The sequence below is a fragment of the uncultured Sphingomonas sp. genome (assembly GCF_913774285.1).
In the GTDB taxonomy this organism is placed as follows: Bacteria; Pseudomonadota; Alphaproteobacteria; order Sphingomonadales; family Sphingomonadaceae; genus Sphingomonas.
Map to the genome: position 1 here is coordinate 107,151 of NZ_CAJYHX010000022.1, position 12,987 is coordinate 120,137.

The 12,987-nt window shown below is 67.8% G+C and carries 10 protein-coding genes and 1 tRNA gene; 9 read left to right on the forward strand and 2 right to left on the reverse strand.

Features of this window, described 5'->3' with window-relative positions; translation table 11 throughout:
* Positions 1-446: 446 nt before the first annotated feature.
* From QZ670_RS10890 to QZ670_RS10925, 8 genes are all read left to right on the forward strand, one after another.
* A complete protein-coding gene (locus QZ670_RS10890) occupies positions 447-1,274 on the forward strand; it encodes a hypothetical protein (protein WP_294255003.1) in 828 nt (275 codons plus the stop codon).
* Complete coding sequence (locus QZ670_RS10895) at positions 1,271-2,506, forward strand: hypothetical protein (protein ID WP_294255005.1); 1,236 nt, start codon at positions 1,271-1,273, stop codon at positions 2,504-2,506. The genes QZ670_RS10890 and QZ670_RS10895 overlap by 4 nt, the downstream gene beginning before the upstream one ends.
* On the forward strand, positions 2,503-3,396 hold the full coding sequence (locus QZ670_RS10900) for a glycosyltransferase family 2 protein (protein ID WP_294255007.1): 894 nt from the start codon (positions 2,503-2,505) through the stop codon (positions 3,394-3,396). Before QZ670_RS10895 ends, QZ670_RS10900 begins: the two co-directional genes overlap by 4 nt.
* Positions 3,393-4,562 (forward strand): hypothetical protein, encoded by a 1,170-nt coding sequence (locus tag QZ670_RS10905; protein WP_294255009.1) that lies wholly within the window; start codon positions 3,393-3,395, stop codon positions 4,560-4,562. Before QZ670_RS10900 ends, QZ670_RS10905 begins: the two co-directional genes overlap by 4 nt.
* 294 nt (positions 4,563-4,856) lie before the next feature.
* Entirely contained in the window at positions 4,857-6,266 is a 1,410-nt protein-coding gene (locus tag QZ670_RS10910; RefSeq protein ID WP_294255011.1) for a S41 family peptidase, read from the forward strand.
* Positions 6,267-6,362: 96 nt separating this feature from the next.
* Entirely contained in the window at positions 6,363-6,914 is a 552-nt protein-coding gene (locus tag QZ670_RS10915; protein WP_294255013.1) for a DUF4142 domain-containing protein, read from the forward strand.
* 78 nt (positions 6,915-6,992) lie between these two features.
* Positions 6,993-7,700, forward strand: a complete 708-nt coding sequence (locus QZ670_RS10920; protein WP_294255015.1) for a response regulator transcription factor — start codon at positions 6,993-6,995, stop codon at positions 7,698-7,700.
* A 3-nt stretch (positions 7,701-7,703) separates the two neighbouring features.
* Positions 7,704-9,050: an ATP-binding protein gene (locus QZ670_RS10925; protein ID WP_294255017.1), complete on the forward strand. Its 1,347-nt coding sequence runs from the start codon at positions 7,704-7,706 to the stop codon at positions 9,048-9,050.
* Between the two features lie 32 nt (positions 9,051-9,082).
* Here QZ670_RS10925 and QZ670_RS10930 read toward each other — a convergent pair.
* Positions 9,083-9,158, reverse strand: a tRNA-Ala gene (locus QZ670_RS10930).
* Between the two features lie 223 nt (positions 9,159-9,381).
* Here QZ670_RS10930 and QZ670_RS10935 point away from each other — a divergent pair.
* A complete protein-coding gene (locus QZ670_RS10935; protein ID WP_294255018.1) occupies positions 9,382-10,521 on the forward strand; it encodes a DUF2171 domain-containing protein in 1,140 nt (379 codons plus the stop codon).
* A 219-nt stretch (positions 10,522-10,740) separates the two neighbouring features.
* Here the strand turns inward: QZ670_RS10935 and katG are convergent, their stop codons facing one another.
* On the reverse strand, positions 10,741-12,948 hold the full coding sequence (gene katG / locus QZ670_RS10940; protein ID WP_294255020.1) for a catalase/peroxidase HPI: 2,208 nt from the start codon (positions 12,946-12,948) through the stop codon (positions 10,741-10,743).
* Positions 12,949-12,987: the final 39 nt, after the last annotated feature.

A 12,987-nucleotide genomic window follows, 5' to 3' on the forward strand; every position in this document is an offset into this window, starting at 1 on the left:
GTGCACCGATAACGGCCATGTGCTAACAGGATCGCAAGCCTATTCTAGAAGGCGCACGTCTTGGCGGCACTATCAACTCTGGGGGTAACCAGCCTCGCCTAGACGAGGCGATGGAGTTCCGCACGCATGACGATGCGGTGCTCCGTTCAAGATCAACCTGCTTCCGCAGGCGCCGATCGGCCTGAGACCCTAGCGGCTCCTGCTTCTGATCGGTGCGCCTCGGCATTGCCGCAGAGACGCCGGGCAAGGGCATCGCTGCGCGCACCCCTGCCCATGCCGGAGCAATGGCCCCAACTGGCCGCACGCCAAAGAAACCACGCCATCAGCTCAAATCATGATGACTTGACTACGCCCAATCCACGGCACTCCCGTCCATTTTGGCGCAGTTGGCACTAGTTGAACCATGTCTACCGTTAATATACATGGGACCCCGATGGGGGTGCAACATGGTCGATTCTCTACGAGCTGTCATATTGCCGGTTCTTGAAACCATGCCGGATTCGCGCATCAGGGACAATCTTGTTGATGGGTTTTCCAAGCAATCGCATGCGCTTGACAGGATAGAGGACGGGTTTCACGCGCTGACGCGGCAGCGGCAGGATGCGGAAGCACTGTGCCTGTTCTTCCATAGCTGGTCGCAGACCAACAACAGTGCCGCGACCGTTGCAGGCATCGGAAACCGCCTGACACTCATGCTGCATCGCGGGCAGCAGGTGCGCGATGCGGACGCGCTGCTGCGCACGCTCACCAGTCTGGACCGGATCATCGACGAGGATCTCGCGGTGACGCACCGGGTCCTTCATGCGGACATGTTCTACCGCATGGCCACCGATATCGTCGGCGAGGATCGTTGGATGTCGCGGCGCTATCTTCACCCGGCGGCGAAGGCGTTCAAGGACTGGAAGGATCACAATTCGCTGCGCGAGCGCGATCCGATGATCGCGCTGCTGACCACGTTGACGCACGAGATCTACACACACGGCGAAGTCGAGTTCATCCTCCCGCTTTTCCGGCGCTGGCTGGCCCGCGACTATGGCTTCCCCGAAGCTTCGGTCCGCCAGACCCTCGCCTGGATCAGCGTCCATACCGGCCCTACCGAGAAGAACCATTTCTTCCACGCGCTGCGGGCGCTGGAGCATTTTGCCACGGCCATGGACGTCGCGATCGGCGACTATGCTCTGGAATCTATCGTCGCCGATTATCTGGAGAAGAAGGCCCAGGTGATCGAGCAGATCTGCCTGCGCAGTGCGATCGGGATCGAGGCGGTCCATTGAGCGCTGCAAGCCCGGACGCGCCCCTGCTGCGTATCGCGCCGCGCGGCTTTGCCGAAGACGAACGCGCCGCGCTGGCGGCAAGGATCGGTGTGCCGTCGATCGTGGACGCGGAGCATCTTGCCGCGCGCCCGGTTATGGTCCAGCCCGCGTATCTGGCCAAGCTCGCCCGCCTCAATCAGCTGCTCGACAAGGCGCTGCGGGCGATCGTCGCGCGCTATTTCGACGATCCGCGCATCCGCGCCATCTATGCCTTGCCCGCGGCGATGGAGGCGATCCTGCGCATCGCGCACGGAACGCCGTACCGCATCGGCTGGCACCGCCCCGACCTCGTCCATGACCGGGATGCGCACCCCCGGCTTTGCGAGATCGGGGCCCGGTATCCGCTAAACGGGTGGATGCTGAGCGAGCGTGCCGCGAAGGCGCTTGCCCCCCATGCGGCAGCGGGGATGGGCGCGCCGACCGGCCATGGTTTTGTCGATGCGCTTTGCGAGGCGTATCGCGCCGGCGAAACCGTGGCGATGCTGCATCAGCGCGAGACCGGAACCGAAATCTTCCTGCTCGCCGAGGCGCTCCGCGCGCGCGGCATCGGCTTCGTGCCCGTCACGCCGGCAGCGATCGAGCTGGCGGGCGGCCGCCTGCGGGCGGGCGGGCAGGCGATCGATCACGTCATCCTCCAGATGGACCGGACCGAACTGCCGCTGATTCCCGATCCGGTGCTGCGCCACCTCGTGGCGACCGGTCGCTATTTCAACGATGTCCGCACGCTGATCCTGGTCCATGACAAGCGCGTGCTCGCCGTGCTCTGGGACGATGCGATACGCCAGAGCCTGTTGCCCCGCGACGAGGCCGAGGCGCTGCGCGCGTTCCTGATCCCCTCCTGGACGATCGGCGATGCCGAGGGCTGCGCCTCGCTGCTCGCTCGCGACATCGACATGATCGCCAAGCGCAGCAGCGGCGGCCGCGGCATCGATACGCAGGTCCGCCACGATTGCGGCGAGGCGGCCTGGCGCACACGAGTCGAGCGCGACTGGCCGTTCGACATGTACCAGCAGTATCTCCCCCAGCACGATTTCGGCGCGCCGGGCGAGACGGCTCCCACGCACCTGATCGGGATGCAGCTGTGCCGCGACGCGACCAGCTATGGTCCCGGCATCTTCCGCGGCTCCAGTGCCTCGGTGATCAACCTGCACGGCGATCGAGGCCTGACCTACGTGCCGCTGGTAACGCCATGACCAGCCTTGCGGTTGTCATCCCGCTGTTCAACAAGCGCGCGTTCGTCGCGGAAACGATCGCCTCGCTGGCCGCACAGGACGCTCCGCCCGACAGCTTGATCCTGGTCGACGACGCAAGCACCGATGGCAGCGCTGCGGTGGCGGAACAGGCACTCGCCATGCACGCGGCGGCGCTGCGCGGGACGCGGATTGAATGGGTGCGCCGCGCGGAGAATGGCGGCCCCGGCGCGGCGCGAAACGCCGGGATCGACCGCGCGGACCGCGCGCTGCTCCTCTGCCTCGATGCCGACGACCGGCTGCAGCCGGGCGCCCTGCGGCACCTGCGGACAGCGATGGATCGCCATGCCCTTGCGATGGCGGTGATCGGCTTCGCCAGCGAGCCGGCGGGGGAGGTGTTTCCGGAACCGGCGCTGTTCGCCGATGCGCTGGCGCCGATCGAGGATGACCTGTTCCTGCTCGCCGATCCGCTGCGTGCCGTCGCCCATCCCGACTTCATCATGGGACGCGCGAGCAACGTCGTCGTTCGACGGCGCTGGCTCGGCGACCACCGCTATGCGGACGCCCGGCTGAACGAAGGCGTCGATCTCTGGTATCGAGTGCTCAAGGATGTCGCCGCGGCGGGCGCGCGGGCGGGTCTGGTCGCTGCGCCGCTGATCCGCTTTCGCATCGTCCCCGACAGCTTGTCTCATCGCCCCTGCTGCGATTGGCGCGGGCTGGAAGTACCACCGACGGTGCTGCGCTATCGCCACAGCGCCGACCCAAGCGACCGGAGGATGGCCGCGATGCTCGCCGCACGCTGGCACCAGCATGCGCTGGCGACGCTGCCCGAGGACCAGCGGCCGGCGTTCGCCGCGCAGTATCGCGAGTTGCTCGAGGCGATCGACGCATGAGGCACGCCGCCGACGATGCGCTGCTGCGCGAATGCTTCGCCCTTGCCAAGGCCCACCCTTTTTACCGCGACCATCTTGCCGCGTTCGACGGGCCCGACGGAGCACCGACGATGGACAAGATGGTGCTGAAGCCGCACCTGGATAGCTTCGCACCCGGCGCAGAGACCCGCGGCGTCTATCTGGTGCGCTCGGGCGGAAGCACGACGACGCCGCTGGTGTTTCCGGTCGACATCGCGGAGAATCACCGGCAGCGTCAGGCGCTCGCCACGGCATTGCGCGCCGATGGGATCTTCGATGCGGGAACGGTGGCGCTCAATCTGTTCGGCTATGCCGACATGTATCGCACCGCCGCCATCCTCGACGACCTGCTCGAGCGCTGCGAAGCGACCTCGCTGCCGATGAGCGCGCATGCACGGTACGACGAGGTCGAGGCGGCCGCGCAGCGCTTCGCACCGACGCATCTGCTCGGCACGCCATCGAAGCTCCAGCTCTTTGCCGAGTTCCTCAACGGCGCGGGCACGCGCCTGGCGATCCCGCAGTTGCTCTATGCCGGGGAGCCCCTGCTCGCCAGCGCCGCCGAACGCTTTGCCGAGCGCTTCGGCACGCGGCGCTTCTGGTCGCTCTATGGCGGCGCCGAGACCGGAATCTGGGCATGGTCCGATGCGAGCGGGGAGGCCGGACGGTTCCGCATCCTGCCACAGGTGGTCGTGGAAGTCGTGGCACCGGACGGCGACGGGTTCGGCGAGCTGGCGGTGACCAATGGCTATCGGCGGCGGTTTCCGGTGTTCCGCTACCTCGTCGGCGACGTGGGGCGGCTGGTCGAGCGCGACGGCGTACGCCTGCTGGAGCTGCGGGGCCGCAATGCGCGCTCCTTCCTGCTGGCCGAGCAGCATTTCGATCTTGCACTGTTCCTCCCCCTCGCTGCGGGCGCCGAGGCCTTCCAGATCCAGCTTCGCCGCGGGGAGCAGGGCTGGGATCGCCTCGACCTGCTGTTGGTCGATCCCGCCGGCAGATGCGCGATCGACGCCGCCGAAGCCGGCCTTTCGCAGCGGATCCATCCGACGGCGCCGCAGGTCGGGCTGGGGGCACAGCGGGTGGCCATGGCGGCATTGCACCACGATCCGGTGACGGCGAAACGGCCGATGATCGCCGACTTCCGACGATGACGGGCGCGCGCGCAGGTTCGCGCCGGGATGGGCGTGCGCCGCGCGACGGATGGGATGTCATCGGCATGCGGAGCCACCGGAAAAGGCGCTGGACCCTGCCGCAGCACGCGGCGGCAGGCGCCGGCCGGGCCGTAGCCCGGTCCTGCCAGCACCCGGACGCGCCACTCTGCGACGCGGCTTCACGCGACCAGGAAATGGCCGCTCGCCCTATGGCGCAACGGCTATCGCGCGGCTAGGCTTCCCCAAAACGGGAGGATCATCACGATGGGGCGTGTGCGTTCGGGGGTTTCGGCAATGGTTCTGGCCGCGTTGCTCGCCGGATGCGGCGGCGGAGGCGGCAGCAGCCCCGGCAACGTCGTCCAGCCCGGCACCGGCACCGCCACGCCTGCCCCGACCTCCAGCGCCTGCACGCTTCGCGCGCGGCAGGACTGGATCCTTGCGACGATGCGCGAATGGTATCTTTTCCCCGAAACGCTGCCATCGGGCCTCAACCCGTCCAGCTACGGCACCGCCAGCGACTATCTCGACGCGCTCACCGCCACGGCACGCGCCCAAGGCCGCGACCGCTATTTCACCTACCTGACCTCGATCGCCCAGGAGACCGCCTATTACACCAGCGGCTCCAGCGCGGGCTTCGGCTTCCGCCTGACCAGCGACGGCAGCAGCACCCTGACCGTGGCGGAAAGTTTCGAGGGCGGCAACGCACTCCAGGCCGGCATCGACCGCGGCACCCAGATCCTCGCCATCGGCACCAGCAGCAGCGACCTGCGCGACGTGAGCACCCTTTTCAGCACGCAGGGCTCGGCCGGCGTGCAGGCGGCGCTGGGGCCCGATACCAGCGGCACCACGCGCGTGCTGCGCGTGCGGGACCCGAACGGCACCGTCCGCACCGTCACGCTCGCCAAGTCGGACTTTACGCTCACCCCGGTATCGAGCCGCTACGGCGCGCAGATCCTCACCGATCCGAACGGCGGCGGGCGCGTCGGCTATGTCAATCTGCGCACCTTCATCGACACCGCCGATCCGGCGCTGCGCAGTGCCTTTGCCAATTTCAAGGCGCAGGGCATCGACAAGGTGATCGTCGACCTGCGCTACAATGGCGGCGGGCTGGTCTCGATCGCCGTGCTGTTCGGCAATCTGCTCGGCGGCGCACGTGCCTCGACCGACGTGTTCGCCTATACCAGCTTCCGGCCCGAGAAATCGGCGAACGACAAGGTCGACCGGTTCGCACCCCAGCCCGAATCAATCGCCCCCACCCGCATCGCCTTCATCGGCACGCGCAGCACGGCATCGGCCAGCGAACTCGTGATCAACGGCATGATCCCGTACCTGCGCGCCAATCTGGGGCTGATCGGCACCAATACCTATGGCAAGCCGGTCGGCCAGGTCGCGATCGACAAAGCCGAGTGCGACGACCGGCTCCGCGTGATCGCCTTCGCCACGCAGAACGCCAATCGCCAGGGCAGCTATTTCAACGGACTCGCCAGCAATGTCGAGGCGAGCTGCGCCGCCGGCGACGACCTCTCGCAGCCGCTGGGCGACGTGCGGGAGGCCTCGGTCAGGGCGGCGCTCGATTTCGTCGCCGGCCGCAGCTGCAATGCGATCGGCGGCTTCGCGCTGGCACGCGCCGCGTCCGCGCCGAACGAACTGCTGACGCCAGAGCGGCCGAATACCGCGCAGCGCGAGGTGCCGGGACTGTTCTGATCCCCGTCATCACAAAGTAACGTCAAGTAAACGCACGTTAATTTGCAACCATCCTGTATCTGGCCGGTTGATCGGCCGACGACCAGGAGGGAAATGATGAAGACGATATTCTTATGCGGCGCCATCGCGTCGCTGGCGATGACGGCTGCCACTGCGGCGGAACTGCCCCGTACCACGACGCCGCAGACCGAGCCGATGGTCCCGACGCAGATGACGATGCCGCGCGATGCGATGGGCTATGCCCGCATGGCCGGCGCCGGCGACCTGTACGAGATCGAATCCTCGCGGCTCGCGCAACAAAAAGCCGCCACCGGCGCGGTGCGCCAGTTCGGCCAGATGATGATCGAGCACCACACCCAGACCACCCAGGCACTGACCAGCGCCGCCCGCGCCGCCGGCATGACCCCGCCGCCGCCCGCGCTCGCACCGCGCCAGCAGAAGATGATCGACGAGCTTCGCGGCCTGTCCGGCGCACAGTTCGATGCCGCCTATCTCCGCCAGCAGCGCATGGCGCACCAGGAGGCACTCGCGCTCCATTCGGGCTATGCCGAAAATGGCGACAACGCCGCGCTGCGCAAAGTAGCCGCGACCGCGGTGCCGATCGTCCAGCGCCACATCGATCTGCTCGCCCAGCTGCCGAAGGGCTGATCTGCTGCACGCGGAGGGCGGGTCGACCTGCACCGACTGTAAGGTTAGGAACAGGCGTCCGCCCTAAGGATGCCGATCATGCAGTCCCCGCCCGACCCGTCGCCCGCCGCCCTTCGCATCCTCGTCGTCGAGGACGACGCCCAGCTCAGCGCCCTGCTCGTCCGGCAATTGGGCATGCTCGGCTATACGGTCGAGGCCGTCGCCGACGGCCGCGCCGCGATCGCCACGCTCGGCCGGGCGCAGTTCGACGCGGTCCTGCTCGACCGGCTGCTGCCTGCGATCGAGGGCGTCGAGGTACTGCGCCGTATCCGTGCCGAGGGCGTCGAAACGCCGGTGATCCTACTCACCGCGCTGGGGCTTACCCAGGAACGGGTTGAGGGCCTGGAAGCCGGCGCCGACGACTATATCGTCAAGCCGTTCGAGATCGACGAGCTCAACGCCCGCATCCGCGCGGTGCTCCGCCGCCGCAGCGCGCCCGGCGCCGACACGGCGACGCTGACGGCCGGCGACGTGACGGTGAGCGTGCTCCGCCACCGCGTTACCCGCGCCGGCAAGCCGATCGAGCTGCAGAAGACCGAGCTCAAGCTGCTCGCCGAACTGGTCCGCGAGGCCGGCAGCGTGCTCTCGCGCAAGATGCTGATCGAGCGCGTCTGGGGCTATGACTTCGTGCCGACCACCAACATCGTCGACGTCCATATCCTCAAGCTGCGCCAGCGGCTGGATATGCCCGGCCTGCCGGACCCGATCGCGACGGTGCGCGGGGTCGGCTATATGTTCCGCGCCTGAGCGGTGGCGCGCCGGCGCCTCCGCTCGCTCGGCCGGATCGCGATCGCCTTCGCGCTGGCGCTCTCCGCGACGACGGCGCTCGCCGGGGTCGCCGTCTATCTCGCCTTGCTCGACGCGATTGATCACCAGGTCGACCTGCGGCTGCAGGGCGAGGCGCGGGAGCTGCTGGAGGGCGGCGCGGGCGTGCCCGAAATCGTCCGCCGCATCGCCCGCGAAAGCAGCGAGCGCGAAAGTGCCGATATCGGCTTCCTGCTGCGCGATTCCCTAGGGGAACGAATCGCCGGCAACATCGCGCCCGCCCATCCGCTGCCGATCGGCGTCTCGACAGTCACCACCGATGCCGCGATTCCCGGCCTGAGCCGCGGGCGGGCCTGGGTAAAGCGACTCCCAGGCGGCGAGACATTGGCGCTGGTGGCCGAGAGCGAACCGATCGACCAGCACGACCATCGGCGAGGACGCATTCTGGCGATCGGCTTCGGCGCGGTGGTGGCGCTGCTGCTGATCGGCACCTTCGCGCTGATCCGCGCGATCCGCATCAACATCGCCGCGATCGCCGGCACGGCGGAGGCGATCATCGATGGCGATCTGCGCGCGCGCGTGCCGGAGGAGCGGCCAGGCAGCGTATTCGGCGGGCTGGCGGTGACCTTCAACCGCATGCTCGATCGCATCGGCGAGCTGATGAGCGGCATGCGCAGCATCTCCAACGACATCGCGCACGACCTGCGCACCCCGCTGGCGCGGCTGCACGGCCGGCTGGCAGCGCTGGCCGACACGCCCGAGGCGGCCCCGGTGCGCGAGGAACTGGCCGACGCGGTGGCCGAGAGCGAGGAAATCCTGGCGATCTTCGCCGCGATCCTGCGCATCACCGAAATCGAGGGCGGCGAACGCCGCGCAGGCTTCGAGCGGCTGGACCTGGCGGCGCTCGCGGCGGATGTCGCCGAAGGGCTGGCGTTGCTGGTGACCGAGAATGGCCGATACTTCATGGCCCCTGCACCGGCCGCCGCCGTGCCAGTGGAAGGCGACCCGCGCCTCCTTACCCAGCTGATCGTCAACCTGATCGAGAATGCCGTGACCCATACCCCGCCGGGCACGACGGTCCGGCTGGCGGTGCACCGCGACGGCGACGCGGCGCTGCTATGCGTTGAAGATGACGGCCCCGGCATTCCCACAGCGCAACGCGAGCGCGCCTTGCGCCGCTTCGGGCGGCTGGATGCGAGCCGGCACACGCGCGGGCACGGGCTCGGCCTGCCGCTCGCGCTGGCGATCGCGCGGCTGCATCACGGCACGCTGACGCTGGAAGACGCCCAACCCGGCCTGCGCGTGGCGCTGCGGATGGCGCTCGCGGGCTGATCGTGCCGTTGCTGGGAGGAAGGTGAAGGCGGTGGTGGAGCTGAGGGGAATCGAACCCCTGACCTCTGCAGTGCGATTGCAGCGCTCTCCCATCTGAGCTACAGCCCCGCCGCCTTTATCCCGGGCTGGGCCCGGGAGGCGCTCCCCTTAGCGAGCCGAAACGGGCGATGCAACCGGCTTGTCGCATCTTCGCGCCGGATTCGTATCGCTGGCGACGAAGTGCCTGTGACGCAGGTTAAAATTCGGGGAACCCATCCCCCCCTCCAGTCGCTTGGACGGGGCGTGACGGCAAGCATGCCGCAGCCGCCGAAATCTCAGCAGGAGAGATACGATGGACGACCGCAACAATCGCTACGGCCCCTATGGCCCCACCGGCTACAACGACAGTGGCACCCCCGGCGACTATGGCCGCGATTACGGCTCCGGCCGCGATTACACCTATAGCAGCGCGCGCGACTATGCCGCCGCCGGCGAATATGGCCGCGGACGCGATCGCAACCAGCGCGACGACTGGAATCGCGGGCGCAACCAGGATCGCTCAAGCTATGGCGCGCAGGGCTATGGCCAGCGTAGTCAGGAGCGCAGCGGCTGGGATGGCAGCAGCAACGACTGGAGCGACACCGGCTCGCGCAGCTACAGCAACTATGGCGGCTATTCGTCCCAAGATCGCGACCGCGACTATGGCCAGCGCAACTATGGCAATAGCGACTGGGGCAGCCGCGATTCGTTCGCCCGCAGCTATGGCCAGCAGGACCAGGACCGCTCGCGCTATGGTCGTCAGGACCAGGGCCGCAGCGCCTATGGCTATGACCGTAATCGCGGCGAAGACCTGCGCGGCTATGATCGCGACCGCGGCTTCTTCGACCGCGCCGGCGACGAGGTCCGCTCGTGGTTCGGCGACGAGGAAGCGGAGCGCCGCCGCCGTCAGGATCAGCGCTATGACGAGCAGCAGGCGCGCAACGAAGGTGCGTCGGACAGCCATTATGGCGAGTGGCGCCGCAGCCGGATCCAGGAATTCGACCGCGACTATGACGAATATCGTCGGGAGAACGCCCAGCGTTTCCACAACGAGTTCGACAGCTTCCGCACCGAGCGCACCGGCCAGCGCGACGCGCTCCGCCGCGTGACCGAGCATATGGAAGTGCTCGGTTCGGACGGCAGCCATGTCGGCACCGTTGACAAGGTGCGCGGCGACCGCATCATCCTGACCAAGAACGACACGGATGCCGAGGGTCGCCACCACTCGATCCCGTCGCGCTGGATCCAGACGGTCGACGACAAGGTGACGCTGCGCAAGACCGCTGACGAAGCCAAGAACCATTGGCGGGACGAAGAGCAGTCGGGCGCGATGTTCGGCGAGGACAAGACCAAGTCCACCGCCACGACCACCGATCAGAACAGCACGGGCGAGCGCTCGCAGGACTGGAACACCACCGGTAATCTGAACGCGAGCTTCAAGGGCACCTACTAAGGTCCGCTGAAGCGTAGAAAGGGGCCGTCCGGCAGTGCCGGGCGGCCCCTTTTTGTTCAAGCCTATCCTCCCCCGCCAGGGGGAGGTGGCGCCGAAGGGGACGGAGGGAGGATGCGAGAACGGAAGCCGTGGTGCTTCCGCCCCCTCCGTCAGGCTGCGCCTGCCACCTCCCCCTGGCGGGGGAGGAAACAGCATGGCAGCGACCTGACCTTCACCCGATCACAGATCGACCCGGTCGACGTTCATCACCTTGGTCCAGGCCTTGCCAAACGCTTCGACGAACGCCGCCTCGGCATCGTCGGTCGCATAGGCTTCGGCCAGCGCCCGCAGCTGCGAGTTCGAGCCGAAGATCAGGTCGACGCGCGTGCCGGTCCACATCGCCTCGCCGGTCTTGCGATCCTTGGCAACGAAGCTGCCGTCGCCCTGCGCTTCCCACTTCGCGGTGAAGCTGGTGGTCAGCAGGTTGCGGAAGAAGTCGTTGCTGAGCGTCTCGGGGCGGTCGGTGAACACCCCGTGCTTCGCATCGCCATGGTTGGCGCCGAGCACGCGCAGGCCGCCGACCAGCACGGTCATCTCCGGCGCGGTGAGCGTCAGCAGCGCGGCGCGGTCGACCAGCAGCTCCTCTTCCGACCAGCCCATCGTGTCGCCGGCATAGTTGCGGAAGCCGTCCACCTTGGGCTCGAGCGCTTCGAAGCTGTGCGCATCGGTCTGCGCCTCGCTCGCATCGGTGCGGCCGGGTGCGAAGGGCAGCGCGAGCGCATGCCCCGCCTTCTTTGCCGCCGCTTCCACCGCTGCCGTGCCGCCGAGCACGATCAGGTCCGCGAGCGAGACCTTCTTCCCGCCGGTCTGGGCGCCGTTGAACTTCGCCTGGATCCCCTCCAGCACGCCGAGCGCCTTGGCGAGCTGGGCCGGTTCGTTCACCGCCCAGTCCTTCTGCGGGGCGAGGCGGATGCGCGCGCCATTGGCGCCGCCGCGCTTGTCCGAGCCGCGATAGGTGCTGGCCGACGCCCAGGCCGTCTTCACCAGCCGCGCGATCGACAGGCCCGAGCCGAGGATCTCCGCCTTGAGCGCCGCCACATCCGCGGCGTCGATCAGCGGGTGGTCGACCGCCGGGACGGGGTCCTGCCAGATCCGCGGCTCGGCCGGCACTTCTGGCCCGAGCAGCTTGGCATGCGGGCCGCTGTCGCGGTGGGTCAGCTTGTACCAGGCCTCGGCAAAGGCATGGGCGAACTGGTCCGGATTCTCGTAAAAGCGCCGCGAAATCGCGCCATAGGCAGGGTCGAAGCGCAGCGCGAGATCGGTGGTCAGCATCGTCGGGCGGTGCTTCTTCGACGGATCATGCGCGTCCGGGATGACTTCACCGGCATCCTTCGCCACCCACTGGTGCGCACCGGCCGGGCTCTTGGTGAGCTCATACTCATAGTCGAACAGGTTCTTGAAGAAGCCCATGCCCCACTGGGTCGGCGTCTCAGTCCAGGTGACTTCGAGGCCGCTGGTGATCGTGTCCCCGGCATTGCCCGTGCCGAAGCTGTTGGCCCAGCCGAGCGCCTGCATCTCGATGCCCGCACCTTCGGGCTCCGGACCGATATACTGGCTGGGGTCCGCCGCGCCGTGGGTCTTGCCGAAGGTGTGGCCGCCGGCGATCAGCGCGACGGTTTCCTCGTCGTTCATCGCCATGCGCGCGAAGGTCTCGCGGATGTCGTGCGCGGCGAGCAGGGGATCGGGGTTGCCGTCCGGGCCTTCCGGATTGACGTAGATGAGGCCCATCTGCACCGCGGCCAGCGGGTTCGACAGGTCACGATTCCCCGAATAGCGGCCGCCCGGCTTCTCGCTGGTCTGCAGCCATTCCCGCTCGGGGCCCCAGTTGATGTCGCGCTCGGGCTCCCACACGTCGGCGCGGCCGCCGCCGAAGCCGGCGGTCTTGAAGCCCATCGATTCCAGCGCGCAATTGCCGGTGAGGATCATGAGATCGGCCCAGGACAGCGCCCGGCCATATTTCTGCTTGATCGGCCAGAGCAGCATGCGCGCCTTGTCGAGATTGGCGTTATCCGGCCAGCTGTTGAGCGGCGCGAAACGCTGCGTGCCCGAACCCGCACCACCGCGGCCGTCGCCGATGCGATAGGTGCCGGCACTGTGCCAGGCCATGCGGATGAACAGCGGGCCGTAATGGCCGAAGTCCGCCGGCCACCAGTCCTGCGAGTCGGTCATCAGCGCGAAGATGTCGGCCTTCACCGCCGCCAGGTCGAGCTTCTGGAACTCGGCGGCATAGTCGAAATCGGCGCCCATCGGATCACCGGCGGGCGGGTTCTGGTGGAGCACGGTCAGGTCCAGCTGGTTGGGCCACCAGGTCCGGTTCGTCATCTCGAACAGGACGGCGTTGCCCTCCATCTTGCCACCATGCATCGGGCATTTGGATTCGGCGTTCATTCGGGCATCTCCTTCGGGTTCGGGCCATGATCTGCGCAA

Bases quoted from the DNA above. Each gene is read 5' to 3' on its own strand.
- QZ670_RS10935 (WP_294255018.1), top strand. From the start codon at position 9,382: ATGGACGACCGCAACAATCGCTACGGCCCCTATGGCCCCACCGGCTAC.
- QZ670_RS10910 (WP_294255011.1), top strand. From the start codon at position 4,857: ATGGTTCTGGCCGCGTTGCTCGCCGGATGCGGCGGCGGAGGCGGCAGC.
- QZ670_RS10905 (WP_294255009.1), top strand. From the start codon at position 3,393: ATGAGGCACGCCGCCGACGATGCGCTGCTGCGCGAATGCTTCGCCCTT.
- katG (WP_294255020.1), bottom strand. From the start codon at position 12,948: ATGAACGCCGAATCCAAATGCCCGATGCATGGTGGCAAGATGGAGGGC.
- QZ670_RS10890 (WP_294255003.1), top strand. From the start codon at position 447: ATGGTCGATTCTCTACGAGCTGTCATATTGCCGGTTCTTGAAACCATG.
- QZ670_RS10920 (WP_294255015.1), top strand. From the start codon at position 6,993: ATGCAGTCCCCGCCCGACCCGTCGCCCGCCGCCCTTCGCATCCTCGTC.
- QZ670_RS10900 (WP_294255007.1), top strand. From the start codon at position 2,503: ATGACCAGCCTTGCGGTTGTCATCCCGCTGTTCAACAAGCGCGCGTTC.
- QZ670_RS10915 (WP_294255013.1), top strand. From the start codon at position 6,363: ATGAAGACGATATTCTTATGCGGCGCCATCGCGTCGCTGGCGATGACG.